Source organism: Streptomyces sp. NPDC044044 (genome assembly GCF_056434405.1).
In genome coordinates this window covers 221,754-246,828 of the sequence record NZ_JBWKFG010000003.1, presented here as the reverse complement: position 1 = coordinate 246,828, position 25,075 = coordinate 221,754, and the positions used below count along the sequence as shown (strand labels likewise).

At 69.9% G+C, this 25,075-nt stretch carries 25 protein-coding genes; 13 read left to right on the top strand and 12 right to left on the bottom strand.

Annotated features, from left to right (window positions below; genetic code table 11):
• Window positions 1–542: 542 nt before the first annotated feature.
• The 4 genes from AC07AG_RS12045 to AC07AG_RS12030 form a co-directional block, all read right to left on the bottom strand.
• Window positions 543–1,130, bottom strand: coding sequence for a hypothetical protein (locus AC07AG_RS12045; protein WP_478754326.1), 588 nt, complete (start codon window positions 1,128–1,130; stop codon window positions 543–545).
• 61 nt (window positions 1,131–1,191) lie between these two features.
• A complete protein-coding gene (locus AC07AG_RS12040; protein WP_478754324.1) occupies window positions 1,192–1,698 on the bottom strand; it encodes a hypothetical protein in 507 nt (168 codons plus the stop codon).
• Between the two features lie 217 nt (window positions 1,699–1,915).
• Window positions 1,916–2,755, bottom strand: a complete 840-nt coding sequence (locus tag AC07AG_RS12035) for a DUF4328 domain-containing protein (RefSeq protein ID WP_478754323.1) — start codon at window positions 2,753–2,755, stop codon at window positions 1,916–1,918.
• A 150-nt stretch (window positions 2,756–2,905) separates the two neighbouring features.
• Window positions 2,906–4,504 (bottom strand): beta-N-acetylhexosaminidase, encoded by a 1,599-nt coding sequence (locus AC07AG_RS12030; protein ID WP_478754321.1) that lies wholly within the window; start codon window positions 4,502–4,504, stop codon window positions 2,906–2,908.
• A 366-nt stretch (window positions 4,505–4,870) separates the two neighbouring features.
• Between AC07AG_RS12030 and AC07AG_RS12025 the strand changes: the two genes are divergently transcribed.
• From AC07AG_RS12025 to AC07AG_RS11990, 8 genes are all read left to right on the top strand, one after another.
• Complete coding sequence (locus AC07AG_RS12025) at window positions 4,871–5,341, top strand: 2-oxo-4-hydroxy-4-carboxy-5-ureidoimidazoline decarboxylase (RefSeq protein WP_478754319.1); 471 nt, start codon at window positions 4,871–4,873, stop codon at window positions 5,339–5,341.
• 149 nt (window positions 5,342–5,490) lie between these two features.
• On the top strand, window positions 5,491–5,871 hold the full coding sequence (sdhC, locus tag AC07AG_RS12020) for a succinate dehydrogenase, cytochrome b556 subunit (RefSeq protein WP_283779093.1): 381 nt from the start codon (window positions 5,491–5,493) through the stop codon (window positions 5,869–5,871).
• Between the two features lie 8 nt (window positions 5,872–5,879).
• Complete coding sequence (locus tag AC07AG_RS12015; protein WP_351172835.1) at window positions 5,880–6,362, top strand: succinate dehydrogenase hydrophobic membrane anchor subunit; 483 nt, start codon at window positions 5,880–5,882, stop codon at window positions 6,360–6,362.
• Between the two features lie 16 nt (window positions 6,363–6,378).
• Window positions 6,379–8,133 (top strand): succinate dehydrogenase flavoprotein subunit, encoded by a 1,755-nt coding sequence (sdhA, locus tag AC07AG_RS12010; RefSeq protein ID WP_478754317.1) that lies wholly within the window; start codon window positions 6,379–6,381, stop codon window positions 8,131–8,133.
• Window positions 8,133–8,903 (top strand): succinate dehydrogenase iron-sulfur subunit, encoded by a 771-nt coding sequence (locus tag AC07AG_RS12005; protein WP_478754315.1) that lies wholly within the window; start codon window positions 8,133–8,135, stop codon window positions 8,901–8,903. The genes sdhA and AC07AG_RS12005 overlap by 1 nt, the downstream gene beginning before the upstream one ends.
• Before the next feature lie 285 nt (window positions 8,904–9,188).
• Window positions 9,189–9,836: a hypothetical protein gene (locus tag AC07AG_RS12000; RefSeq protein WP_478754314.1), complete on the top strand. Its 648-nt coding sequence runs from the start codon at window positions 9,189–9,191 to the stop codon at window positions 9,834–9,836.
• Window positions 9,836–10,906, top strand: a complete 1,071-nt coding sequence (locus AC07AG_RS11995) for a hypothetical protein (protein ID WP_478754312.1) — start codon at window positions 9,836–9,838, stop codon at window positions 10,904–10,906. Before AC07AG_RS12000 ends, AC07AG_RS11995 begins: the two co-directional genes overlap by 1 nt.
• A 473-nt stretch (window positions 10,907–11,379) precedes the next feature.
• Complete coding sequence (locus AC07AG_RS11990) at window positions 11,380–11,835, top strand: VOC family protein (RefSeq protein WP_478754310.1); 456 nt, start codon at window positions 11,380–11,382, stop codon at window positions 11,833–11,835.
• 63 nt (window positions 11,836–11,898) lie between these two features.
• Here the strand turns inward: AC07AG_RS11990 and AC07AG_RS11985 are convergent, their stop codons facing one another.
• Window positions 11,899–12,465, bottom strand: a complete 567-nt coding sequence (locus AC07AG_RS11985; RefSeq protein WP_478754309.1) for a MarR family winged helix-turn-helix transcriptional regulator — start codon at window positions 12,463–12,465, stop codon at window positions 11,899–11,901.
• A gap of 80 nt (window positions 12,466–12,545) precedes the next feature.
• Here AC07AG_RS11985 and AC07AG_RS11980 point away from each other — a divergent pair, with 80 nt between their 5' ends.
• A complete protein-coding gene (locus AC07AG_RS11980; RefSeq protein WP_478754307.1) occupies window positions 12,546–13,853 on the top strand; it encodes an MFS transporter in 1,308 nt (435 codons plus the stop codon).
• On the opposite strand, the gene AC07AG_RS11975 is transcribed toward AC07AG_RS11980, so the two are convergent.
• A complete protein-coding gene (locus AC07AG_RS11975; RefSeq protein ID WP_478755514.1) occupies window positions 13,793–14,236 on the bottom strand; it encodes an Lrp/AsnC family transcriptional regulator in 444 nt (147 codons plus the stop codon). The genes AC07AG_RS11980 and AC07AG_RS11975 overlap by 61 nt on opposite strands.
• 111 nt (window positions 14,237–14,347) lie before the next feature.
• Here AC07AG_RS11975 and AC07AG_RS11970 point away from each other — a divergent pair, with 111 nt between their 5' ends.
• A complete protein-coding gene (locus AC07AG_RS11970; protein WP_478754305.1) occupies window positions 14,348–15,271 on the top strand; it encodes an SMP-30/gluconolactonase/LRE family protein in 924 nt (307 codons plus the stop codon).
• A 16-nt stretch (window positions 15,272–15,287) separates the two neighbouring features.
• Here the strand turns inward: AC07AG_RS11970 and AC07AG_RS11965 are convergent, their stop codons facing one another.
• Window positions 15,288–17,747: an MMPL family transporter gene (locus AC07AG_RS11965; RefSeq protein ID WP_478755512.1), complete on the bottom strand. Its 2,460-nt coding sequence runs from the start codon at window positions 17,745–17,747 to the stop codon at window positions 15,288–15,290.
• 211 nt (window positions 17,748–17,958) lie between these two features.
• Here AC07AG_RS11965 and AC07AG_RS11960 point away from each other — a divergent pair, with 211 nt between their 5' ends.
• Both AC07AG_RS11960 and AC07AG_RS11955 read left to right on the top strand, forming a co-directional pair.
• The gene (locus AC07AG_RS11960; protein ID WP_478755510.1) at window positions 17,959–18,654 is read left to right on the top strand and encodes a response regulator transcription factor; all 696 of its coding nucleotides are present in this window, start codon (window positions 17,959–17,961) and stop codon (window positions 18,652–18,654) included.
• A 20-nt stretch (window positions 18,655–18,674) separates the two neighbouring features.
• The gene (locus tag AC07AG_RS11955; RefSeq protein WP_478754303.1) at window positions 18,675–20,090 is read left to right on the top strand and encodes a sensor histidine kinase; all 1,416 of its coding nucleotides are present in this window, start codon (window positions 18,675–18,677) and stop codon (window positions 20,088–20,090) included.
• A 171-nt stretch (window positions 20,091–20,261) separates the two neighbouring features.
• On the opposite strand, the gene AC07AG_RS11950 is transcribed toward AC07AG_RS11955, so the two are convergent.
• The 3 genes from AC07AG_RS11950 to AC07AG_RS11940 form a co-directional block, all read right to left on the bottom strand.
• Complete coding sequence (locus AC07AG_RS11950) at window positions 20,262–20,657, bottom strand: ATP-binding protein (protein WP_478754301.1); 396 nt, start codon at window positions 20,655–20,657, stop codon at window positions 20,262–20,264.
• Window positions 20,658–20,804: 147 nt separating this feature from the next.
• Complete coding sequence (locus AC07AG_RS11945; protein WP_478754300.1) at window positions 20,805–22,076, bottom strand: metallophosphoesterase; 1,272 nt, start codon at window positions 22,074–22,076, stop codon at window positions 20,805–20,807.
• 30 nt (window positions 22,077–22,106) lie between these two features.
• Window positions 22,107–22,349: an SCO4848 family membrane protein gene (locus tag AC07AG_RS11940; protein ID WP_160506782.1), complete on the bottom strand. Its 243-nt coding sequence runs from the start codon at window positions 22,347–22,349 to the stop codon at window positions 22,107–22,109.
• 163 nt (window positions 22,350–22,512) lie between these two features.
• Here AC07AG_RS11940 and AC07AG_RS11935 point away from each other — a divergent pair, with 163 nt between their 5' ends.
• A complete protein-coding gene (locus AC07AG_RS11935; RefSeq protein WP_478754297.1) occupies window positions 22,513–23,724 on the top strand; it encodes a D-alanyl-D-alanine carboxypeptidase family protein in 1,212 nt (403 codons plus the stop codon).
• Here AC07AG_RS11935 and AC07AG_RS11930 read toward each other — a convergent pair.
• Both AC07AG_RS11930 and AC07AG_RS11925 read right to left on the bottom strand, forming a co-directional pair.
• On the bottom strand, window positions 23,672–24,646 hold the full coding sequence (locus tag AC07AG_RS11930) for a YihY/virulence factor BrkB family protein (protein ID WP_478754295.1): 975 nt from the start codon (window positions 24,644–24,646) through the stop codon (window positions 23,672–23,674). The two genes, AC07AG_RS11935 and AC07AG_RS11930, sit on opposite strands and share 53 nt — an antisense overlap.
• Entirely contained in the window at window positions 24,634–25,059 is a 426-nt protein-coding gene (locus tag AC07AG_RS11925; RefSeq protein WP_478755508.1) for a GtrA family protein, read from the bottom strand. The genes AC07AG_RS11930 and AC07AG_RS11925 overlap by 13 nt, the downstream gene beginning before the upstream one ends.
• Window positions 25,060–25,075 lie beyond the last annotated feature (16 nt).

The following is a 25,075-nucleotide window of genomic DNA, read 5'->3' as shown; positions in this document are numbered from 1 at the left end:
CGGTTGTGGGCGAACACCAGGACCCGCCGATTGGTGACCACGAGAAATCCGCCGACCCCAACGAGCCGCCTCTACAAGGGGGTCCGGACCGACCCGACCGGAAAGGCCGTCACCAGCTCCTCACCGTCGTCAAGCAGGGCCCGCACCCGCCGAGGGTTCCGCCACGCCTGGCCGCCGCACATCACCGTGTACACCAGCCCCATCCCCAGACCGTCGAACCACGGGTGTGGCCCGGACCCAAGCGCGGCGTACATCAGGACAAGCGCCGAGGGCAGGGCGCCCAGGCAACACACGAACACCATCAACCGGACCCGCGTCCCCCGCCGGACCACGCTCCGAAGCCGTAAGTCGAACCCTTCCATTCCTCCCCCTTCAACTCCTCCCCCTTCAACTCAGCGGCCGGAGAGACGACCTGAAGACCGGCAAGCAGTCCGGCAGGGCGGAAGGGAGCGACGGCGGCCCGCTGGCCCCGCTCGGCGTCGCGGACGACGGCAAGGTCATCGCGTACCAAGAGGCCGACGTCGGGGCGAAGCAGGCGGCGGCTACACCCTGCTGCCGCGCTCCCGCCGCGAGACGACGGCCCGCAGGACGCGCCGTCCCTCGATCGACACCTCCAGCGCCTGCCGCAGCGCCCCGGCGCCCGCCCCCTGGTTCGCGAGCAGTTCCAGGATCCGCACCTGTCGCCGCAGCTCCGCGGCGACCAGCGGCGACATCCCGTCCGTACGGCCCTCACGCCTCGCGCTCAGGGACGACGGGCGGGCGCCTCCGTCCGGCGCGGTGTCCAGCAGACGGTGGATCTGCAGCGCGGCGACGGAGCAGGCGTCGGCCCACTCCCGCAGCTCGGCGGCGGACCGCGTGGAGGGGACGGCGCCGAGCATGCGGTAGGCGAGGGTGATGGCCTCGTCGGCGGACGAGTCCTCCAGGACGTCCGCGCCGCCCAGCTTCACCCGCACCTCCGCCAGCGCCATGTCCCAGGCGCCGCCCTCCGCGAGGCTCCCCCACAGCGGGCGCAGCACTTCGTCACCGCCGCCGAGAAGCGGCACACACCGGTCGAGGCAGGCGAGCCCGCTCGCCGCCAGACCCCTCTCGTCGGCCTCGGCAATCAGCTCGACCAGACTCGGGCCGCCCATGTCGTACGCCTCCCGTTGCGGACAATGCACGTCCCCTACTGCGTGCGGGCCCCCAGGAACGTCACTGCGGCACCACGCCGAGCCGGTCGAGGAAGCGGAAGAAGAGCTCCTCGGCCGACGGCTCCGCGGCGGCGTTCAGCACATCGAGCAGGGGCGCCGCCCCCACCGTCCTGCCCGACTCCGCCGCCCAGGTCACCGCGCGGGTGGCCGCGTCACGCGGCTCGAGGAAGTAGTCGTCAAGGCTCAGACCGTCGTCGCCGAGGTACCCGGCCATCGCCTCGCGGGCCAGACACGTCGTCCAGACGCCGCTCTCCGGGGCCGCCGCCTCGACGACCACGCAGTCGCTGTCCATGACGTAGCCGAAGAGCGCGGGCGAACCCGTCTCCTGGGCCAGGGTGTTCATGTTGCCGACGTCGCGCGTGCCGTCACCGCCCGGCACCTCCCACACCTGCCAGCCGTCGTCCCGCTGCACGAGGAGGCTGAGCTCGTCCCGCACTCCCGCCACCGCCGAGAGCTCCACGAGTGGCCGCTCGCTCCTGCCCACGACGTAATAACCCCAGTAGCCCATGCCTGCGTCTCTCCCCGTGTACTCGACTCACGCTGCTCGACTGCTCTTGGCGGCTGCGATCGGCTTTGGGCGAATACACCACAGACGTAAGCAAGTTCGCCACCAAAAAGCAGAAAACGGATCTCACGGACCTCTCAAGGGGCCGCTCAAGGACGGACCTCTCAAGGGCCGCTCAAGGAGGGCGGGCCCCTCAAGCAGATCGAGCAGGTCAAGCAGATCAAGCAGAGACATGCCCGACCGTCAGCGGGTCCGCCTTCGCCTTCGCGTCCTGCATCCGCGTCAGACGGCGCACGAAGAGGATCGCCATCACGGCGGCCGCGATGTCCAGGACGTCCGCGAGCATCAGCCTGGAGACCGCCGCGTCGACCTCCTCGGGCTCCTCAGCGGCCCAGTACCCCGAGGACGCCCACCGCCCGACGAGCAGGCTCGCCACCCACAGCGTCCACCAGCCGTTGATCAGCGGGTGCGTGGCGCGCGCCGAGGGGTCGCCGAGGGTCATCGTCCGGTCGAGGGCCACGGAGCGGTCGCCGCTCGCGTCCCAGATGTCCAGCGCGATCCGCCGCGGGAACCACAGGTTCACGACCGGCACGAACCAGCTGCCCACGGTCCAGCCGCGCGTCTTGCTGTGGATGTGCGGCTCGAACACCTCGGCGTTCACACGGACCCGGTGGAACCAGCAGAGGAAGACGACGCAGGTGGCCACGAGCGCGGCCGTCTGCAGATAGCCGGAGACGGAGTACAGCGTGTCGGCCCGTTCGGCCTCCCGCACCAGGTCCGTCCCGTAGCCCACCGCGTAGCGCGAGCCGAGCAGGTCGTCCATCACGTCCTGGACGACCGTGCCCGCCCACAATGAGTACAGGTCGGCGGCGATGACGGCGCCGAGCAGCGCGATGGTGGCCCAGGCGAGGCCGACCGGCGAACGCAGGTGGGCGGGATGCCCGTTGGCCGAGTACCCGGGGCGGGGCGCGGGCTGCGACTGCGCGGCCGCGATGACGCAGACGCCGCAGAGGCCGTCCGACGTCGTCGCCGTATTGAACTGACATTCCGTGCACAGCATGGCTGAGCAACCCCCCACGGGTTCGGACAGGACGACGGGTTCGGACAGGACGACGGATCCGTCCAGGACTTCAGGAATTCAGGACTCCAGTAATCCAGGACAGAAGAGGCCGCCGACGTCCCTCCCCAGGGCGCCGACGGCCTCCGGAACCTACCCCACCTGGTCGGCCAACTTCACGAATTCCCCCCAGGACAGCCCCGGTTTGCGCGCATCCCACAGCTTCTGGACCGTCGCCCGCAGCGGCATCCGGACCCCCTGCGCCACTTGTGCCTGCGTCTGCGAGTCGGCCAGGTCGCACCACACCGCGAAGGAGCCGCCGAGGATCTGGTCGTCGTACTCCGCGCTCACCGGCTTCGTCCCGCGGATCACCAGCGGGGTCCACTCCTCGTAGATCCGCTGCCCGGTGGGGTAACGGAAGGTGTTGGGCTGGCCGAGGACGTAGTAGAGGTACTCGTCGTTGTAGTTGATGACGTTGCGGCCCGCCTTCAGGTACTCGACCGGCTCCCTCGCCCCGATCTCCTTGCCCGTCCAGTACGCGACGTCGAGATCGTCGTCGGCCTGCACGACCCCGCCGCGGAAGAACCCGTCGTTCCAGGCCCTGAGCCCGCGCTCGTAGGGGCGCATGGTCTCGGCCCGGTCGTTGAGCCAGCCGGTCGCGAGGTCCTGCACGCGGGCGTCGGAGCCGTACTTCTCGCGGGCGGCGGAGGCCAGCTGCGGATAGCTGGCCTCCGGATTCTCGACCGTCAGGGCGCGGTACTCGTCGGCGCCGAGGTGCCAGTAGCGCCCCGGGAAGAGATCCGCGTACTCCTCCAGGAGGTCGTCCACGATCTCCGCGGCCTGCGGCTTGGAGATGTCGACCGCGCCGCGCGCGGCGACGCCACGGGTGTCGCGGAGCTGGAGCGAGGGGTGCGCGGCGATGACCGCGCCGAGGTGGCCCGGCGAGTCGATCTCGGGCACGACCGTGATGTGGCGGCCGGCCGCGAGCTTGAGGATGCGGCGGACCTGCGCCTTGCTGAGGTGGTCGCGCGAGACGATCTCGGGGTGCGAGTCCGACTCGATGCGGAAGGCCTGGTCGTCGGAGAAGTGCAGGCCGAGCTGGTTGTACTTGAGGTCGCCGAGCTCCCGGATCCGGTCCTCGATCCATGCCGCGTCGAAGTGCTTGCGCGCGATGTCGATCATGAAGCCGCGCTGGGGCTTGGCGGGCCGGTCGCGTACGACGCCTTCGGGCGCGGTCCCTTCGCCGCGCACCTCCTGCTTCAGGGTGCGGGTCCCGTAGAACACGCCCACTTCCTCGGGGGCGGTGATCTTCACCCGCTGCCCCTTCACGGTGAGGGTGTACGACTCGTCCCTGCCGTCCGAGGCGTCGGCCTTCTCCGGCGTGAGCGCGAGCTCCACGTCGCCCTTGCGGGGGTCGGCCTCACCGGCGTACTTGAGCTTCAGCTCCCCGGCGAGCAGCTTCCCCTCGTCCGCGAGGTCGCCGTCACCGACGACCACGCGCCCGCCGTCCTGCGGCTTCCATCCCGGCCCGCGCGCCGCGGTGTGCTCGCGTACGGCGGGGATGGTGGAGGGGGCCTTGGAGAGGGGGTACGACTTCGTGGGCGAGGGGGTCGGGGAGACGGCGGACTTGCTGTCGGACGGCGGATTCGCGGGCGCGCCACCGTCCCCGCCGTCGGGCCAGACGGCAACGGTCAGGACGACGGCTCCGGCGGCCACCGCGCCGGCGGCGATGGCGAGGGGGCGGGAGATCACTGGTCACGGCCCTTCGTCGGGCCATGCGCTGCGGGGCAAAGGGGTGGACGGGAGGGAGAGATCCGCCGCGAGGCGGCGGTCCAGGGAACCCCCCACCGGACGGCACGGGCGCCACGGACATCAGCAGTGAGAGCCAGCATCCGCACACGGTAGAACGGGGCCCGCGGCCCTACCGTCCACCACGCGAAGCGAAACTCTCCCATCCGGGTGAAATTCACGCATACGTCAGACAGTCCTCACCACGTCTCGCTAGCGTTACGACAAAACCCCACGCCTCCCTCATCGATGCCCCCTGCCCAGGAGTCCCCGCTGCCCCCGCACAGTTCACCAAGCCCCCCGGCGGAGCCGAACCGCACCCCGGAGCGCTTGAACACCGCAGAGCCCGGCGCAGCCGAAGCCGCACTCCTCACCTGCTGCGGCAGCCACCTCTGGGCCCGCAGGCTCGTCGCGCACCGGCCGTATCCAGACCTGGACGCCCTGCTCGCGGCGTCCGACGAAGCGGCGTACGACCTCCCGCTCGCGGACCTCGCCGAGGCCCTGGCCTGCGAACCTCTGCGTCCGGTCATCCCCCGGCAGGGCACGTACGGCGCCGCCGACACCGCCCTGCGGGCCGCGCACGCCGCGTACGAGAGCCGGTTCGGTCACGTCTTCGTGATCTGCCTGGACGACGTCCCGCCGACCCAGGCCCTCGACCATCTGCTCGCCGGAATCCGCGCCCGTCTCGCCAACGACCCGGAGGAGGAGCGGGTCCTGGCGGCCGAGGAATTGCGCAAGCTCGCACGCGGGCGACTCACCCGGCTCGTGCACGACCTGAATAGCCCGTACGTGCCTGTTTGATTGCCTGTTTGATCACACCTGGCTACCCCGCGCGAACGAACCGACAACTCGTCGATACGATGACGAGCGGCCGGTGGACCGTACCCGGCCGGGCCCGTCCGACCACCCAAGCCGGCTGGCCCCAATCCCCGCTCCCGGAGGGTTCTGCCGTGCCGGCTGGAACGCTGTACCGCGGCCGGGAAGGAATGTGGTCCTGGGTGGCTCACCGAGTCACCGGCGTCCTCATCTTCTTCTTCCTGTTCGTGCATGTGCTGGACACCGCTCTCGTCCGCGTCTCCCCGGAGGCGTACGACGATGTCGTCAGCACCTACAAGACGCCCCTCGTCGCACTCCTTGAGTACGGCCTGGTCGCCGCCATCCTCTTCCACGCCCTGAACGGCCTGCGTGTCATCGCCGTCGACTTCTGGTCCAAGGGCCCGCGCTTCCAGAAGCAGATGCTCTGGACCGTCGTGGGCATCTGGGTCGTCCTGATGGTGGGGGCGCTCTACCCGGTCCTCGGCCACGCCGTCCGCGAAGTCTTCGGGAGCTGACGCCAGACATGTCCGACACCACGCTCGACAAAGCCGGAGTGGGCCCCGTCGAAGGCGCCTCGCTCTACGACGTCGACAACCCGGCCCCCCTCATCGAGGCGCCGCGCAAGCGCACCTCCAAGACCCCGCGCTCGACCCGCGGCAACTTCGAGATGGCCGCATGGCTCTTCATGCGCCTGTCCGGCGTCGTCCTGGTCGTCCTGGTCCTCGGCCACCTGCTGATCCAGCTGGTGCTCGACGGCGGCGTGAGCAAGATCGGCTTCGCCTTCGTCGCCGGTCGCTGGGCCTCGCCGTTCTGGCAGGTCTGGGATCTGCTGATGCTGTGGCTCGCGATGCTGCACGGGGCCAACGGCCTGCGCACGGTCATCAACGACTACGCGGAGCGCGCCAACACGCGCCTGTGGCTCAAGGGCCTGCTGTACACCGCCACGGTGTTCACCATCCTTCTGGGCACGCTGGTGATCTTCACCTTCGACCCGAACATCCGCTAAAGCCGAGGCGAACCCAGTGAAGATTCACAAGTACGACACTGTCATCGTCGGCGCCGGCGGCGCGGGCATGCGCGCGGCCATCGAGGCGACGAAGCGCAGCCGGACCGCGGTCCTGACGAAGCTCTACCCGACCCGCTCCCACACGGGCGCGGCGCAGGGCGGCATGGCCGCCGCGCTCGCCAACGTGGAGGAGGACAACTGGGAGTGGCACACCTTCGACACGATCAAGGGCGGCGACTACCTGGTCGACCAGGACGCCGCCGAGATCCTGGCGAAGGAAGCCATCGACGCGGTCCTCGACCTGGAGAAGATGGGTCTGCCCTTCGGCCGTACGCCCAAGGGTGAGATCGACCAGCGCCGTTTCGGCGGTCACTCCCGCAACCACGGCGAGGCTCCTGTCCGCCGTGCCTGCTACTCGGGCGACCGCACCGGCCACATGATCCTCCAGACGCTTTACCAGAACTGCATCAAGGAGGGCGTGGAGTTCTTCAACGAGTTCTACGTCCTGGACCAGCTCCTCGTCGAGGTCGACGGCGTCAAGAAGAGCGCGGGCGTGGTCGCCTATGAGCTGGCCACCGGCGAGATCCACATCTTCCAGGCGAAGTCCGTGGTCTACGCGTCGGGCGGCACCGGCAAGTTCTTCAAGGTGACGTCGAACGCGCACACGCTGACGGGTGACGGCCAGGCGGCCTGCTACCGCCGCGGTCTGCCGCTGGAGGACATGGAGTTCTTCCAGTTCCACCCGACCGGCATCTGGCGCATGGGCATCCTTCTCACGGAGGGCGCCCGTGGTGAGGGCGGCATCCTCCGCAACAAGGACGGCGAGCGCTTCATGGAGAAGTACGCGCCGGTGATGAAGGACCTCGCGTCGCGAGACGTGGTGTCCAGGTCGATCTACACGGAGATCCGAGAGGGCCGCGGCTGCGGTCCCGAGGGCGACCACGTCTACCTCGACCTGACGCACCTCCCGCCGGAGCAGCTGGACGCGAAGCTTCCCGACATCACGGAGTTCGCTCGCACCTACCTCGGCATCGAGCCCTACACGGACCCGATCCCGATCCAGCCGACCGCGCACTACGCCATGGGCGGCATCCCGACGAACGTCGAGGGTGAGGTCCTCGCGGACAACACCACGGTCGTCCCGGGCCTGTACGCGGCGGGCGAGGTCGCCTGCGTCTCCGTGCACGGCGCCAACCGCCTGGGCACCAACTCGCTCCTGGACATCAACGTGTTCGGCCGTCGCGCGGGTATCGCCGCGGCCGAGTACTCGGCGAAGAACGACTTCGTCGAACTCCCGGAGAACGCCGAGGAGCTCGTCGTGGCCCAGGTCGAGCGCCTGCGCGACGCCACGGGCAACGAGCGGGTCGCCGAGCTCCGCAAGGAGCTGCAGGAGACCATGGACGCCAACGTCATGGTGTTCCGCACGGAGCAGACGATCAAGACGGCGGTGGAGAAGATCGCGGAGCTCCGCGAGCGCTACCTCAACGTCTCGATCCAGGACAAGGGCCGGCGCTTCAACACCGACCTCCTGGAGGCCGTCGAGCTGGGCAACCTGCTCGACCTGGCCGAGGTCATGGCGCAGTCGGCCCTGGCCCGCAAGGAGTCCCGCGGCGGTCACTACCGCGAGGACTTCCCGAACCGCGACGACGTCAACTTCATGCGCCACACCATGGCGTACCGCGAGGTCGGCGACGACGGCGCCGAGTCGATCCGCCTCGACTACAAGCCTGTCGTCCAGACCCGCTACCAGCCGATGGAGCGTAAGTACTGATGGCAACCCCGACCCTCGACAAGGAAGACGCCAAGCCCGAGGCCGGCTTCGCCGACTCCCCGTACATCACGGTCACCTTCCGTATCCGCCGCTTCAACCCGGAGATCTCGGCGGACGCGACCTGGGAAGACTTCCAGGTGGAGATCGACCCCAAGGAGCGTGTCCTCGACGCCCTCCACAAGATCAAGTGGGAGCTCGACGGGTCACTGACCTTCCGCCGCTCCTGCGCCCACGGCATCTGCGGCTCGGATGCCATGCGCATCAACGGCCGCAACCGCCTGGCCTGCAAGACCCTGATCAAGGACATCAACCCGTCCAAGCCGATCTCGGTCGAGCCGATCAAGGGTCTGACGGTCCTGAAGGACCTGGTCGTCGACATGGACCCGTTCTTCCAGGCGTACCGCGACGTCATGCCGTTCCTGGTGACCTCCGGCAACGAGCCGACGCGCGAGCGCCTGCAGTCGCCGGAGGACCGCGAGCGGTTCGACGACACGACGAAGTGCATCCTGTGCGCGGCGTGCACGTCGTCGTGCCCGGTCTTCTGGAACGACGGCCAGTACTTCGGCCCCGCGGCGATCGTGAACGCCCACCGCTTCATCTTCGACTCGCGTGACGAGGCGGGCGAGCAGCGCCTGGAGATCCTGAACGACAAGGACGGCGTGTGGCGTTGCCGCACGACGTTCAACTGCACGGACGCGTGCCCGCGTGGCATCGAGGTCACGAAGGCGATCCAGGAAGTGAAGCGGGCGCTGATCACGCGGCGCTTCTGATTCTTCTTGGTCGGCCGTACGTCTTTACGTCTCTACGTCTGTACGTCGGCTGCTGAGCTGCTGAGGGCCCCGTTCCCGGTCTTGTGCCGGGGCGGGGCCCTCTCGCTGTTCCCGGCGACAACCGGCCAGGCCCTCGCTCTCTCGCATCGGTGAACGCGTCGGGCCAGCTGGCCACCCTCCCCGCATAAAAGCCCAGGTCGTCGACCGAATCCGCCTGGTGTCTGCACTCGCCCCAGAGATAGCGTTGGTTCGCTTCAGTTACCCCCCACCTCACGGGAGTCCCGAGTGAACCGCCCCATCCGTCTCATGACGGCCACGCTCACCGCATCCGCGGCCCTTCTGTTGACCGCGTGCGGTTCGGGAGGCGGGGACGACGGGGGCCCGGACAAGATCGAGGGGGCGGGAGGCGGGGGAACGAAGGCTTCCGCGAGCCCTTCGGCGAAGCCGGGCGGTGCGAAGCGTCCTGAGGTGGAGCTGCCGGGTTCCTTCAAGGCCGACTTCGCCGGCTGGCAGAGCAGTGACCCGAAGAAGCAGGCGATCCTCGATGACGGCAAGGAGCGCCTGAAGGCGGAGTACTTGGCCATCATCGACTCGGACCCGCAGTCCAAGGCCGTGAGTTTCTACAACGCGCAGCAGGCGTTGACGTCGTCCAGGACGTACATCAAGGGGTACGTGGACAACAACCACAACCTGATCGGCAAGGCCAGGGTCTTCGATCCGCAGGTGAGCATCTCCGACACCGGTGGGGGCGTGCTCTTCTACTGCGTGGACGAGAGCAAGGGCTACACCGAGGACCGCAAGACCAAGGAGAAGACGGGCACTCCTGACGACGTGAACCCCGTCCTCCAGTACCGCACCACCCTGAAGAAGACGTCCGAGGGCGTCTGGAGCACCGTTTCGCTCGAGACGGTGCGCGGGGGTTGCGACAAGTGATGAGGCCCCTCAGGAGGTCGCTCCCTCTGCTGGCCACGATGGTGCTCGCCCTCGGGGCCTGGCCGACGGCGGCGCACGCGTTCGGTGAGGACAACGACCACCCGCCCGCCGGTCCGTCCGGCGGTGCCTCCGGCAACTCGCTCAACGCAGGGGCCACCGCCACGAGCGTGACGGTCGAGCAGGTCTCCGGCGGGAAGTCGGGAACGTCCGGCAAGGGCCTCGCTCCGGTGGACCCGAACTGGAAGCCCCCGGCCTGCTGGTACGAGCCCGTGGCGACGTCCGAGCAGGTGAAGGCCGCGACGGAGCAGCTCAAGAAGAACCCGAACGAGAACCTGGTCCCGGTCACACCCACGCTCAGCTGGGGCGAGCAGCTGATGGTGGACAACTACGAGAAGGGCACGCCGCAGAGCGACGGCACCAAGAGCTACAAGAACTTCAACCTCGGCAAGGACGGCAAGTTCTGGCGCGGCGTCGTCAACCCTGACATGGAGGACGACCCGGAGGCGTACAACTGCCAGGAGACCCTCTTCTGGCAGGATGCCGGGACCCTTCCGAAGATCGCCAACGCCCCCTCGCCCAAGGTCCTCGCCTCCTACGCGTACGACAAGGTCAAGGTCCCCGACACCGAGGTCGAGCTGAAGCCCGAAGCCAAGTCGACGGTGAATCTGCCCACCTGGGTCTGGCTGGACAAGGGCACCTTCGAGGACGTCAAGGTCCGCGCCGAGCTGCCGGGTACGGGGGTGTGGGCGGAGACCACGGCGAAGCCGGTCAGCCTCCACCTGGAGCCCGGCACGGCGGACGCGCGGACCTTCCCCGCGTCCGGCGAGTGCAAGGTCGACGAGGACGGCAGCATCGGCACCCCGTACACGAAGGGCTCCTCCAAGGAGGACCCGCCGTGCGGCATCGCGTACCTCCGCTCCACCGGCGGCAAGCCGTTCCAGCTGAAGGCGTCCATCACCTGGGAGATCACCTGGGAAGGCTCCGGCGGCACCGGCGGCGACCTCCCGAACGGCACGTTCGACGGGACGCAGGACATCAACGTCCAGGAGGTCCAGTCGATCAACCGCTGAGCGCGCATGCTTCGCTGCGCTCGACCGGAGAAATCACAGCCTCCGCCTCCACGGGAGTACCAGAGCGAACCGCCCCAGCCCGCTCGTGACGGGAGACAAGGACTCCTCGGACAAGATCGAGGGGGCGGGGGCGGCGGTTCGCAGGCCTCCGCAAGCCCGTCGGCGAAGCCCGCCGGTGCGAAGTGGCCGGAGATCAAGATTCCGGCCGAGTTCCGGGCGAACTTCGTGGGCCGGACGAAGGGTGATCTGCGCTACTTGCACCCGCCCGGGACGGTCTCGTAGAAGAACACGGCCGTGCCCTTGCCGCTGACGTCGGCCTTCGGGCCGTAGGCGGCTGGCGCCTTCCTGCCCCCCCCCACGCCCCCCACGCCCCGGCGAACAAGCCTGGTCCGGACGGCCGAAGAAACGCACACCCGCAGCGCGGCTCATGCGCGCCTGCGTACGGTTCCGGCCGACCGGCCTACTGTGACGGAATGTCAGACAACCAGTCGGTCGGCCTTTCCGTTGACCAGTCCGTTCGTCAATCCGGTGAGCAGTCGACCGAACTGCTCGGCTTCGACAACGTGCTCTTCCCCGTCGGCGACCTCGGCGAGGCCGTCGACTTCTACGAGCGTGCCGGGTTTCCCGTGGCGCACCGGATCGACGAGATCGGGCTCGCGATCCTGAAGGTGGGGAAAGAGACACCCGGGATTCTGTTGCGGGTGGAGGACGGGGTCGAGCACCGGCCTTCCGCGTGGTCCACGCCCCGGGTGTGGCTGGAGGTGCCCGACGCGCGGGGTGCCGCGCGGGCCCTTGAGGGCGCCGGGGTCAAGCTCCTGGCACCGCCCTTCTCCGTCGCCACCGGGTACACCGTGGAGTTCGCCGACCCGTGGGGGAACGTCACCGGGTTCACGGACTATCGCAAGCGGCCCGAGCTGGCCCGGAGTTAGCCGGTCCGGCGGGCGTCAGCCACAAGGCGTCAGCCCACAAGGCGCCAGCCCCCAGGGCGTGCACTACTGCCACTGCGCCCCGCCACCCTCCTCCGCCACCACCATGATGCGGCGCAGCATGTCCGAGAGCTGCGCCCGCTCCTCCTTGGGAAGCACCCCGAGGAGGCGGTACTCCTCGTGGCCCAGTACGTCCATCGCGCCCAGCCAGATCGACCGGCCCGACTTCGTCAGCTCCACGTCCACCCGGCGGCGGTCCGCCTTCGACGGGGTGCGGCGGATCAGGCCGCGCCGCTCCAGGCCGTCCAGACGGCCGGTCACGGAGGCTGGGGCCAGGTCCAGGTCGGCGGCCAGCTGCGACGGGGTCGCCCGGCCGCCGCGGCCCGCCAGCTTGTGGAGGGTGTCGAACTCCGGGCGTTCCAGGTCGAAGTCGACCAAGGACTGCTCGCGGACGCGGCGCAGATGGACGGTGAGCTTCTTCATGCGGGTGACCGCGCCCTCGATGTCCGGGTCGAGAGCGGGGAGCACCGGGAGCCAGCGCTCCACGTGACCGTCGGTCCAGTCGCGGTCCCGCTCATCCGTCTCAGCCCCCGGGGTCTCGGCGGCTCCCTCGTTCTCGCGCCTCTTCGCCATGCTCAGCAGCCTACTTCGGTATGCTTCGGTCTCTGATATTTCGTTGACGAATAATTCGGATCCGAAATACAGTCCCCTCCATGCTGTCGCACCCCCTGCTGCGCAACCGGTCCTTCCGGCTGTTCTTCCTCGGCCGCTCCCTCTCCCTCATCGGCGACGCCGTCATCCCCGCCGCCCTCGCCCTCGCCGTGCTCCGCGCCACCGGCTCCACCTCCGCGCTCGCACTCGTACTCGGCTGCGCGATGGGCACGAAGCTGCTGTTGCTGCCGCTCGGCGGCGTCGTGGGCGACCGGTTCAACCCCCGCACCGTGGCCCTCGCCACCGACCTGGTGCGGTGCGTGACCCAGCTGTTCGTCGGCGTTCAACTGCTCGGCGGTGATCCCCAGTTGTGGCAGATCGCCCTCGCCGAAGCCATCGGCGGCGCCGCTTCCGCCTTCGCCATGCCGACCCTCTCGCCGCTCATCACCGGCACGGTCGCGGCGAAGGACCGGCACGCGGCCAACGCCCTCATCGGCGTGGTCAGCAGCGGCTCCCGCGTCGGCGGCCCCGCGCTGGCCGGGCTGCTGATCCTGCTCGCGGGGCCCGGCTGGGCCTTCGTCCTCGACGCCGCGTCCTTCGCCGTCAGCGCGTGCCTCCTCACGGCCGTCCGCCTCCACCGCATCAAGGAGCCCGCCGCGCGCCGTTCGCTGGGCAGGGATCTCGTCGAGGGCTGGCACGAGGTGCGCAGCCGCGACTGGTACTGGACCAGCCTCGTCGCGCACTCCGCCTGGAACGGCGCCGCCGCCGTCCTCATGACACTCGGACCCGTCATCGCCGTCGAGGAGCTGGGCGGCGAGGGCACCTGGATCGCGATCCTCCAGGCGGGCGCCTTCGGCCTGCTGGCCGGCTCCCTCCTCGCCGGGCGCGCGAGACCGAAGCGCCCGGTCCTCGTGGCCAACCTCGGCCTCGCGACATACGCCCTGCCCCTCGCCCTGCTCGCGGCCGAGGCCCCGACACCGGCCGTGATCGCCGCGTACGGCCTCGCGCAGGCGGGACTCGGCTTCCTCAGCCCCGTCTGGCAGACGTCGGTCCAGGCGGCGATACCCTCCGGCGCGCTGGCCCGCGTCACCTCGTACGACTGGCTGTTGTCGTTGGCCGCGATGCCCCTGGCGTACGTTCTCGGGCCGCTCGCCGCGGACGCGTGGGGTACGGCGGCCCCGCTGTGGATCGCGGCAGCCGTGGTGGGGATCGCGTGCGCGGGGACGGCGGCCGTGCCGGGAGTGCGCGGCTTCAGGGCGAGCACCGGCGGCCCGGACGGCCCCAGCGGCCCAGGCGACCCGGACGGCCCTCACGACGCCCCCGGTGACACCGGCCTCTCGAAGAACGTCTCCAGCGACACCGTCGCCTGAGTCCCGCTCACCCCGTCGATCGCGTACAGCCTCCGCAGCACGTCCTGGAGTTGCTCCGTCGTCCCCGTACGGACCTTGACCAGGACGCTCGCCGCGCCCGCGATGACATGCGCCTCCTGGATCTCGGGGATCGCGGCGAAGTCCTCCGCCCTGTCCCCCATCCACGCCGTCGAGTCGACCATGACGAACGCCAGCACGCCCTGGCCGACGGCCGCAGGGTCCACGTCGACCGTCGTGCGGCGGATCACCCCGCGCTCGCGCAGTTTGCGTACCCGCTCGTGGGCCGCGCCCGCCGAGAGGCCCACCGCCTTGCCCAGGGTCGCGTAGGACTGAGCGGCGTCCTCCTGAAGCAGCGCCAGCAGTTCCCGGTCGATGCCGTCCATCGTCGTCGTCCCCGCCTTCCGTTCACCCATCCTTGACGTACACCATATCTCGTACTGCAATATCCTCCTGTTACCGAATACCATTCGCACACACGTCAGACAGGGGTCGTCATGTCTTCCCAGAAGGTGCCCACGTCGTACGAGGTTCTGGACGACCGCTTCCGCACAGGCCGGTGCGCCAACGGGGACGCCAAGCTGGAAGTCCTGCACGACGACTGCCGGTGGGCCGAAGGGCCGCTCTACCTGCCCGCCTGGCGGCAGCTCATCTGGAGCGACATACCCAACGACCGGCTGCTGCGCTGGGACGAGGCGACCGGCACCGTCGGCGTCTTCCGTACGCCCGCCGGGTACGTCAACGGCAACACCCTGGACCGGGAGGGGCGGTTGATCTGCTGCGAGCAGGGCAACCGGCGCGTCACCCGCACCGAGCACGACGGCCGCGTCACCGTCCTCGCCGACCGTTTCGAGGGCAAGCGGTTCAACAGCCCGAACGACGCCGTGGTCCGCTCCGACGGGTCGGTCTGGTTCTCCGACCCCGACTTCGGGATCACCAGCGACTACGAAGGACATCGCGCCGCCGCCGAGATCGATGGCTGCCACGTCTACCGGATCGACCCCGTGACCGGTGACGTGCGCATCGTCGCCGACGGCTTCGACGGGCCGAACGGCCTCGTCTTCTCGCCCGACGAACGGCAGTTGTACGTCTCCGACTCCCGCGCCACCCAGATCCGCGCCTTCGACGTCCGTGACGACGGAACCCTCTCGGACGGCGTCGTCTTCGCCGAGTCCAAGGACTCCGGCTTCGACAACATCCGCTTCGACGACGGAGGCCGGCTGTGGGCCGCCGCCTTTCACGACGGCGTCCACTGCTACGACCCCGACGGCACCCTCATCGGGCGGATCACCGTCCCCGAGGCCGTCGCCAACATCGCCTTCGGCGGGCCGAGGAACAACCGGCTCTTCATCGCGGCGACGACCTCGCTCTACTCGCTGGTGATGTCCGTGACGGGGCTGCCGAGGGTCCGGGCCCTCTGACCCGGCCCCCGGGCGGCTAGTTCACCGTGTCCATCTCACCCACCGCCAGCTCCACGTCGTACACCAGCGGTTCGCCCGCGACCTGGATGTGCCGCGCGCGGGCCGCGTAGCCGGGGGCCGTGACGGCCAGCAGGTAGGCGCCCGCCGACGGGGCCGCGACGATGTAGGAACCGTCGGCGAGTGAGGTGACGCGGTCCAGTTGGCGGCCCGCCTTGGACAGCAGGGTCAGGATCGCGCCCTCCACCGGGTCGCCCTCCGCGGTGCGGATGAAACCGTGCACCACGGAGGCGCCGCCCTCACCGTCGGGCTCGGGCACGCGCGCGTGCGGCACGGTTGCCGGCTCATCCAGCGCATCCGGCTCGTCCGGCGCCTCCCGCGGCTCCACCGCCAGGTGCGGCAGGCGCTTCTCCAGGCCCGCGGGGAGCCACCAGTTGGAGCGGCCCAGCAGGTGCATGGCGGCCGGGACGAGTGCCGTGCGCAGGATGAACGCGTCCAGGGCGACCGCCGCCGCGAGGCCGATGCCCGCCATCGCGCCCTCCATGTCGCCGCTCAGGACGAACGCGGAGAAGACGCAGATCATGATCAGGGCCGCGCAGTTGATGACCCTGCTCGTCTCGGCGAGGCCCACCCTCACCGCGCGGGCGTTGTCCTTCGTGTGCACCCATTCCTCGTGCATGCGGCTCACCAGGAACACCTGGTAGTCCATCGAGAGCCCGAAGAGCAGCGACAGCATGATGACGGGCAGGAAGGCGGTGATCGGCCCCTCCTTGCCGACGCCGAGGAGCTCCGTGCCCCAGCCCCACTGGAAGACGGCCACCAATACGCCGAAGGACGCCGCCGCCGCGATCAGGTTCATCAGGGCCGCCGTCAGCGGCACCACCAGCGAGCGGAAGGCGACAAGGAGCAGGAGGAAGCCGAGCGCGATGATCGCTCCTACGAAGTAGGGCAGTCGGTCGCCCGTCACCGCGGCGAAGTCCTTGAAGATGGCCGTGACGCCGCCCACGTGTGCCTCGACCCCGGCCTCCGGAATCACGTCATCCCGTAGACGGTCGATGAGCTGGTCCGTCTCCACCGACTGGGGGGAGGTGGTCGGGACCACGTTGATGACCGAGATGCCGTCCGCGGGCGGAGCCGCCGCCACCCTCGCCACGCCCTCCGTCTCACGGATGGTCGCCACCAGGTTCCCGGTGTCGGCCTCTTCGGCCACTACTTGGAGCGGGCCGTTGAATCCCGGACCGAATCCCTCGGCCAGCATGTCGTACGCCTGCCGGGTCGTCGTCGACTCCTGGTGGTTGCCCTGGTCGGTCGCGCCGAGCCGCAAGGAGAGCAGCGGCAGGGCCAGGAAGGCCATCACCACGAAGGCGAGCGCCGCGATCGAGCGCGGACGCTTCTGGACGTACGAGGACCAGCGCGCCGCGAGGCCGCTCGCCTCGGCCGGCTCCGGTCCATCGGCCGCCAGGCGCCGCCGCTGCCTGCGGCTGAGCACCCGGGGTCCGAGCAGCCCGAGGAGCGAGGGCAGCAGGGTGACGGCCGCCAGGACGCTCAGGACCACCGTCAGGGAGGCGGCGACGACCACGCCGTCCAGGAAGCGCATGTTCATCACCAGCATCCCGGCGAGCGCGATGCATACCGTGCCGCCCGCGAAGAGCACCGCGCGGCCCGAGGTGTTCAGGGCCTGCACCGCGGACTCCTCGGGCTCCATGCCGCGCAGGATGCCGCGCCGGTGCCGGGTGACGATGAAGAGCGCGTAGTCGATGCCGACGCCCAGGCCGATCAGCGAGCCGAGCAGCGGGGCCACTTCGGGGATGTCCGTGACATGGCTGAGCAGCATCGTCGAGAGCATCCCCATGCCCACTCCGAAGACGGCGATGACGATCGGCAGGGCCATCGCGAAGAGCGAACCGAAGGCCAGGAAGAGGACGACGGCCGCGGCCGCGATGCCGACCAGTTCGGAGGTGCCCGTGGGCGGCTCCTGGATGCGGGTGATCGCCTGGCCGCCCAGTTCGACCCGCAGGCCGGACCTCTCGGCGTTCTGGGCGGTGTCCACGACGTCCTGGACCAGGTCCTTGGGAACCTCGTTCGCCTGCTCGGTGAACGTCACCTGGGCGTAGGCGATGCGGCCGTTCTCGCTGGTCTGGGCGGCGCCCGCCTCCTTGGACGCGTACGGGCTGGCAACCTCGCCGACGCCCTTCATGCCGGCGATCTCCTTGAGCGCGGGCTCGATGCGCGCCCGTACGTCCTCGTCACGGGCCGAAGCGCCTTCGTCGACGCGCCAGACGACCGTGTCGGTGTCCCCGGAGCGCTCCGGGAAGGCCTTGGTCATCAGGTCGTACGCGCGCGTGGAGTCCGTGTCCGGCAGGGAGAACACATTCGAGTAGTTGGTGCCCGCCGAGGTCCCCGCCGCCCCCAGGCCGAACAGGGCTCCCACCCACAGCACAAGGACCACCAGACGGTGCCGATAGCACCATCGCGCCAATGCCGTCACGATCCACTCCTCCTCCGCGTCGCCAGGTCCCCCCGGGTCCGTGCTTTCAGGAGCCTCAGCATCGGCGGCACCGCGCCCGAACGGCGCCGCGCGGCCATGATTCTCAAGTAACTCCAAGGCACGGACCGGGTCTTCGTACAACGCCCGTGCCGATACTGAAGGCATGAGCCACGCCGAAGGCCAGCAGGGAACAGATGTCGGAGTGCCGACCGGTCCTGGCGCCGGGGCCACCGTCCTCGTCGTCGAGGACGAGCCGAGCATCGCCGACGTGCTCGCCATCGCCCTGCGCTACCACCGCTTCGACGTGATGGTGGCGGGCACCGTGCGCGACGCCCTGGCACTCGCCGAGCGCACCCGGCCCGACGCGGCGCTCCTCGACGTGATGCTGCCGGACGGCGACGGCCGCGCCCTGGCCAGGGAACTGCGCGCCAGGCGCCCCGAGATGGGCCTGCTCTTCCTGACCGCGCGGGACGCGCCCGCGGAGGTCGTGGGCGCGCTCGGCTTCGGCGACGACTACATCACCAAGCCGTTCAACATCGACGAGGTCGTCGCCCGCATCGGCGCGGTCCTGCGCCGCACCAGGGACGGCGACGTGCTCCCCCAGCGCCCGCCGCTGCGCTACGGAGACCTGGAGCTCGACGAGACGACGTACGTGGTGCGCAGGGCGGGCCGCACGGCACAGCTCACGCCCACCGAGTACGCCCTGCTGCGCTTCCTGGTCCGCAACGGCGGCCGAGTGGTGCCCAAGGAGCAACTCCTGCGCCACGTCTGGCAGTACGAGCACACGCCCGAGTCGACCGTCGTGGAGACCTACATCAGCTATCTGCGGCGCAAGCTGGACGCCCTGGGCCCGCCGGTGATCACGACCCGGCGGGGTGTCGGATACGGCCTCGCATGAGGCGTGCGCACCGCCGCGGCATGAGCTCGCTGCGCGCCAAGCTCACCTGGGTGAACGTGGCTCTGCTGGCCCTCGGCGTCATCGTGGCGACCGGCGTGAGCGTCATGGGCATGCGCCACTACCTGCTCGGCAGCGTGGACGCCGAGCTGACGCAGTCGCGCACCTCGCTGCTGAGCACCGGGCTCACCATGAAGGACATCGAGAGGCTCAGCGAGCTGGGCGTCGTGCTCGACAAGCTCTCGCCCGACGGCAAGGAGCACGCGACCTCCCTGCCGCGCGGGGACACGGTGTTCGTGGCGGTGGACGAGCGCGGCGAGCCCGTCGCCATCGGCGCGCTCACGCCGACCCCGCGCCAGCGCGCCCTGGCCGCCGCCGTCGGCGACCCCGAGGCGGTCGCCGACGAGTCCGAGCCGCAGGACATCACCCTGGACGGTGACGCCCATCGCATGGTGGGCGCGCGGCTCGCCGACGGCACGACGGTCCTGATGGCCGCGGCGACACAGAACGTGGAATCGGGCATCAAGAAGGCGCTCAAGCTCGACGCCGCCTTCGGAGTGGTCCTGTTGGGGCTGCTCGCCGTCCTGACGATGATCTCCGCGCACCACCGGCTGCGCCCTCTGGAGGACATGGTCGAGACGGCGTCCGCCATCGCCGAGGGCGATCTGACCCGGCGCGTGCCTTCCAGCCGTGCCCCGGCGACGGAGACCGAGCAGCTGCGGCTCGCCCTCAACTCCATGCTCCACCAGGTCGAGTCCGCCTTCGAGACCCGCGAGCGCAGCTCGGCGCAGCTGCGCCGCTTCGTCGCCGATGCCTCGCACGAGCTGCGTACGCCCTTGTCGGCGATCCGCGGCTATCTCCAGCTGTATGACAAGGGGATGCTCCGCGACCCGGCGGAGCGCACGCGCGCGTGGAGCCGCGTCATCGCCGAGACCGACCGGATGGGGCACCTGGTCGACGAGCTGCTCACCCTGGCCCGCCTGGACCAGCAGCCGGAACTGCGCTTCCGGAACGTCGACTTGAGCCGCCTGGTACGGGACGCCGCCGACGACCTGCGGGTGCAGGAGCCGGGGCGCCCGCTGACGGTCCGCGCCGACGGGGCGGTGCTGATCCGCGCGGACGAGTCGGGGCTGCGCCAGGTGCTCGGCAATCTGCTGGGCAACGTACGCGTCCACACGCCCGCCGACGCGCCGGTCACGCTGGGCGTGGAGCGGCGGGACGGGGTGGTGCGGCTGCGCGTGGCCGATCAGGGGCCCGGTCTGGCGGAGGAGGACGCGGCGCGCGTGTTCGACCGGTTCTTCCGGGCGGGCGGGGGCGCGGGCAGTGGGCTGGGCATGGCGATCGTGCAGGGGGTCGTCGTGGCGCACGGCGGCGAGGTGGGGGTGGAGACGGCACCGGGGGCGGGTCTCACGGTGACGGTTACGTTGCCGGCGAGGTGAGGCTACGGAGCGATCGGGCGGGTGGTCGGGAAAGGCTTGTTCGGTAAGGGGAGGATGCCGGGCAACCGGGCGGGTGGGTAGGAAGGCCCGTTCGGGGGAAGGGAGCCCGCCGGGAGGGACCGGACACCTCGCTGGAGGCCCAGGGGCCCGGCTGTGCCCGACCGCGCCCGACTACCCCCGGACGAGCGCCCACACCGTCTTCCCGTACCGCCCCCGCTGCCAGACGCCCCACGCCTCGGAGAGCGCGTCGAGCAGCCGCAGGCCGCGGCCGTTCTCCTCCCAGGGGCCGAGCTCCCGCAGTTCCGGGCCGGTCGGACTCTCGTCGGACACCTCTATGAAGCAGTCGCCGTCGGCGAGCACCGTGACCGCGACCTCGAACTCCCGCTCCAGGACGTGGCCGTGACAGACGGCGTTCGTCGCCAGCTCCGACACGAGGAGTACGGCGTCCTGCAGCGCCGCGCTCTCCTCCTTGTGCCCCCAGGCGGCCAGATGGTCGTGCACACGGAGCCGTGCGAGCGAGACGGATGCCGGGTGCGGTGGCAGCCGGAAAGCATGACGTCGCAACAACGTTCCCCCTATGGCACACCAAAGCATCAAGAACCGCACACACTTCCGACACTTAATGCTGCGCAGAGGTAGTGCTCGGTGTCACACCGTCACCTTCCGGCGCGGCAGTATCCAGCCAGGTTTGTACCGCATCGAACCAACTGGCGATTACGCCTGGCGGGAGGCCAGTTCGACGACCGTGATGTCGGACGGCGCCCCGACCCGCACCGGCGGTCCCCAGGCACCCGCGCCACGTGTCACGTACAGCTGGGTGTCGCCGTACCGCTCAAGGCCCGCGAGCGTCGGGTTGGCCAGGTCGGCGATGAAGTTGCCCGGCCACAGCTGTCCGCCGTGGGTGTGGCCGGAGAGCTGGAGGTCGACGCCGTGCTTGACGGCGTCGTGGATGACGACCGGCTGATGGGCCAGGAGCACGGACGCCCGCGAGCGGTCCCGGTCACCCAGCGCCTTGGCGAAGTCGGGGCCGCGCCCCTCGCTCTCGCCCGCCACGTCGTCCACGCCCGCGAGGTCGAAGCCGGGCAGCTCGGTGCGGGCGTTCTCCAGCGGCCGCAGGCCGAGTTCGCGTACGTGATCGACCCACTGCTCGGCTCCCGAGAAGTACTCGTGGTTACCGGTCACGAAGTACGTGCCGTGCCGCGCGCGGAGCTGGGCGAGCGGGGCGGCGGCCGGCCCCAGGTCCTCGACGCTGCCGTCGACCAGGTCGCCGACGACCGCGATGAGGTCGGGCTGCGTGCCGTTGATCGTGTCGACCACGCGCTGGGTGAAGCCGCGTCCGAGAATCGGCCCGAGGTGGATGTCGCTGACCACGGCGATCCGGAAACCGTGCGCCCCGCGCGGCAGCTTGGCCAGCGGCACGGTGACGCGCTTGACCCGGGGGCCGCGCAGGACGCCGTACGTTCCGTGGCCGACGGTTCCGACGGCGACGGCAGCCGCGGTCCCGCCGACGATCCGGGAGACGAAGAGGCGGCGCGAGGGGGTGGCCGGGTCCGCCCGCATCTGTGCGGGGGCGGGCGCCTCGGCGGCCGGGACCTCCGTAGAGGGGTCCTTCGTAGAGGGGTCCTTCGTAGGCAGCCCCTCCGAAGCGGGCTCCTCCGTAGGAGTGGGTTTCGTGCGACGCCTCAAGAAGAAGGGGCGTACGAGCTCCCCCACGAGAAGCGCGAGAACGAGATAGATCGACAGGGCCATCCACATGAAGCCGGGCCAGGCCAGCACCTGCTGGAGCCAGAACGGCGCCCCGGCCCGCTCGCTCGCGATCGCCGCGAACATCAGCAGCGGCCCGGCGACGAAGACCACGGCGCCCGCGCGCCGGGCGAACCCGGGCCCGGCCGTGGTGTCCCGCACCAGGCGCCGCCAGGCGTACCACTGCATCCCGGCGAGGGCCGCGAGCGCGGCGAGACCGGCCAGCACGAACAGGATGACCACGGAGCGCGCCCCTCAGGAGTGACCGATCAGCTATGACGTACGGCGCAGAGCACGCACTCCGCGCAACCCGATGGCTCCTACCACCGTCCCCAAGACAAAGGAGGCGACGGCGAGCGTCAGGTGGACCCAGAAGTACGCGGTCGGGTCGCCTGCGTCATCGAAGGCGAGCCCACTGCCGTCCTTCCACAGGTTCTTGACGAAAGTGATCCAGATGAACCAGCTCCACACACCGAAGGCGAGCAGGAACCAGGAGACCGGGCGGCTGAGCTTCATGCGTTCAGTATCGCGAGCCTCCCTTCCGCACCGCCGCCGGGGTGGGGGGCCCGACACTCAGGCCACCTCGGCGGCGACTTCCACAGCGGCGCCCTGTACGTTCTCGTCCGTGCCTGCCGTAAAAAAGACCGCCTTGTTGGTCACTTCCGCCGCATTGCTGACCATGTCGACCACGGCTCCCGCATGGGCCGACGGCAAGCCGGGGGGCGAGAACAAGCCCAAGCCGCCGTCGAAGATGTCGACCGTCGGCGGCGCCAAGCTCGGCGAGCCGGGCACCCAGGTGAGCCTGAAGGCGGGCGCGCCCGTGCTGCCCAAGGACCTTTCGGCGCGCTCCTGGATGGTCTCCGACGCCGAGACGGGCGAGGTGCTCGCCTCGCACAACTCGCACTGGCGGCTGCCCCCGGCGAGCACCCTGAAGATGCTCTTCGCGGACACGGTCCTGCCGAAGTTCCCCAAGACGCAGAAGCACAAGGTCGAGCTCTCCGACCTGGCCGGCATCGGCGCGGGCAGCAGCATGGTGGGCGTCAAGGAGAACGAGACGTACACGGTCCACGACCTGTGGCTCGGCGTCTTCCTGCGGTCGGGCAACGACGCGGTGCACGTCCTGTCGGCGATGAACGGCGGCGTCCCCGCGACCGTCAAGAACATGCAGTCGCACGCGGAGGAGCTGCAGGCCCTCGACACGCACGTGGTCAGCCCGGACGGCTATGACGAGAAGGGGCAGGTCTCCTCGGCGTACGACCTGACGCTGTTCGCCCGGTCCGGGCTGCAGAAGAAGGACTTCCGCGAGTACTGCTCGACGGCCACCGCCAAGTTCCCCGGCGAGACCAAGAAGGTCAAGAAGGGCAAGGACAAGGGCAAGAAGAAGCGCGAGTCCTTCGAGATCCAGAACACCAACCGGCTCCTTACGGGGGACGTCGGTCTCGACGCCTACAAGGGCATCGCGGGCGTCAAGAACGGCAGCACCACGAACGCGGGCAACACCTTCACCGGAGTCGCCGAGCGCAACGGCAAGGTGCTGCTCGTCACCGTCATGAACCCCGACTCCGGGGAGCAGCACGCGGTCTACAAGGAGACCGAGCGCCTCCTCGACTGGGGCTTCAAGGCCTCGGGCAAGGTCGATCCTGTGGGTGAACTCGTCGCTCCGAAGGGTGCCGGTACGGGCAGCGGCAAGGGTGCTCCCGGCGCGGGCAAGGGCGGCGATTCCGACTCCGCCAAGAACGTGGCGCACGCCTCCGACAAGGACTCGGGCAGCGGCGTCGGTGTCGCGCTCGGGGTCGTCGGCGGCGTCCTGGCGCTCATCGCCGCCGGGTGGTTCGTGATCAGCCGCCGGATGCCGCTGCCGGACCTGGTGCGGCGGAAGAGCCGCCGCTGACCTCACCGGGCCCCGCCTGCTCCTGTTTCTGCTGCTCCTGTTTTTGCCGCTCTTCTTGTTCCTGTTCCGTACATGTCTGCTTCCGCGTCGCCGTCCAGGCGGCGCAGAACAGCAGCAGCTTCGCGGTGAAGTTGATCCACAGGAGCAGTGCGACGGGCACCCCGAAGGCGCCGTACATGCTCTTCGCGGCGACGCCCTTCATGTAGCCGCCGAGCAGCAGCTTGAGGAGCTCGAACCCGGCCGCGCCGATCAGGCCCGCGGTGATCAGGTGGCGGCGGGGCGGCTGCACTCCGGGCAGCAGCGTCAGGACGTAGAGCAGCAGCAGGAAGTCCGCGAGGACGGCGATGGCGAACGCGATGGTCTGGAGCAGCACGCCGCCCCAGCCGTCCCTGGAGACCCCCAGGAGGTCGGCGCTCCAGCCGACGGCGGTCGACGCGAGGGTCGACGCGACGACGGACGCGAGCCCGGCGCCGCCGAGCCCGAGCAGCACCCCGGCGTCCTTGACCTTGCGCATGACGGGGTTCTCGTCGGTGTCCTCCAGCTCCCAGACGACCCGCAGGCACTCTCTCATCGAGCCGACCCAGCCGATGCCGGTGAAGAGCAGCAGGGCACCCGCGATGAGGCCGACGGTGCCCGCGTTGGCGACCAGGGCGTCCAGGTTCAGCTGATCGGAGATGCCGGGGACCTGCTTCGAGATGGTGTCCTCGAGCTTGTCCTGCTGGCTCTTGGAGAGCGTCGCGGCGGCGACGGCTGCGGCGACGGTGATCAGCGGGAAGAGCGCCAGGAAGCTGATGAAGGTCATCGCCGCCGCGAGGCGGCTCCAGCTCACACTGTCGAGCCGCTCGTACGCGCTCCACGCGTGCGTGCGCATCAGACGCTCCACCAGGGGCCCGATGCCGGGGAGCTTTTTCAGCCAGTCCATGATGCCTCCCTGCCCGCTGTACGGAAGACCAAGGTCCGAGTACCCCAGAAACGCAGAACAGTGGCGAGTGCCATACCGACTCCCGCGCCGGAGACGGTGTCCGCGCGCTGTGAGGTGAGGCCGAGGCCGTAATGGGACACCGCGATGCAGAGCAACTGCACCAGGGCTCCCGCGATGTTGACGGCGAAGAAGATCCCGTACTGACGGAGGCGCGAGACCTCGGCCCCCGCGCTGCGCCGGTAGGTGCCGAGCGCGTTGCCCGCGTACGCGACCGTGCAACCGGCCACGAAGGACAGCGCCTTGGCCGTCAGCGGGTCGAGGCCGACGGGGCCGCGCAGCCAGATGAAGAAGCCGAGGTCGACGGCGTACGCACAGATCCCGGCGGCGGCGAAGCCGAGCAGTTCGGGGCCCATGGCCCGCAGCCGCTCC

Coding starts and splice junctions, on each gene's coding strand:
- AC07AG_RS12045 (WP_478754326.1), bottom strand. CDS start 1,130: ATGGGCGGCCCGAGTCTGGTCGAGCTGATTGCCGAGGCCGACGAGAGG.
- AC07AG_RS12040 (WP_478754324.1), bottom strand. CDS start 1,698: ATGGGCTACTGGGGTTATTACGTCGTGGGCAGGAGCGAGCGGCCACTC.
- AC07AG_RS12035 (WP_478754323.1), bottom strand. CDS start 2,755: ATGCTGTGCACGGAATGTCAGTTCAATACGGCGACGACGTCGGACGGC.
- AC07AG_RS12015 (WP_351172835.1), top strand. CDS start 5,880: ATGTCCGACACCACGCTCGACAAAGCCGGAGTGGGCCCCGTCGAAGGC.
- AC07AG_RS12005 (WP_478754315.1), top strand. CDS start 8,133: ATGGCAACCCCGACCCTCGACAAGGAAGACGCCAAGCCCGAGGCCGGC.
- AC07AG_RS11995 (WP_478754312.1), top strand. CDS start 9,836: ATGAGGCCCCTCAGGAGGTCGCTCCCTCTGCTGGCCACGATGGTGCTC.
- AC07AG_RS11990 (WP_478754310.1), top strand. CDS start 11,380: ATGTCAGACAACCAGTCGGTCGGCCTTTCCGTTGACCAGTCCGTTCGT.
- AC07AG_RS11985 (WP_478754309.1), bottom strand. CDS start 12,465: ATGGCGAAGAGGCGCGAGAACGAGGGAGCCGCCGAGACCCCGGGGGCT.
- AC07AG_RS11980 (WP_478754307.1), top strand. CDS start 12,546: ATGCTGTCGCACCCCCTGCTGCGCAACCGGTCCTTCCGGCTGTTCTTC.
- AC07AG_RS11975 (WP_478755514.1), bottom strand. CDS start 14,236: ATGGACGGCATCGACCGGGAACTGCTGGCGCTGCTTCAGGAGGACGCC.
- AC07AG_RS11970 (WP_478754305.1), top strand. CDS start 14,348: ATGTCTTCCCAGAAGGTGCCCACGTCGTACGAGGTTCTGGACGACCGC.
- AC07AG_RS11955 (WP_478754303.1), top strand. CDS start 18,675: ATGAGCTCGCTGCGCGCCAAGCTCACCTGGGTGAACGTGGCTCTGCTG.
- AC07AG_RS11940 (WP_160506782.1), bottom strand. CDS start 22,349: ATGAAGCTCAGCCGCCCGGTCTCCTGGTTCCTGCTCGCCTTCGGTGTG.
- AC07AG_RS11935 (WP_478754297.1), top strand. CDS start 22,513: ATGTCGACCACGGCTCCCGCATGGGCCGACGGCAAGCCGGGGGGCGAG.
- AC07AG_RS11930 (WP_478754295.1), bottom strand. CDS start 24,646: ATGGACTGGCTGAAAAAGCTCCCCGGCATCGGGCCCCTGGTGGAGCGT.
- AC07AG_RS11925 (WP_478755508.1), bottom strand. CDS start 25,059: ATGGGCCCCGAACTGCTCGGCTTCGCCGCCGCCGGGATCTGTGCGTAC.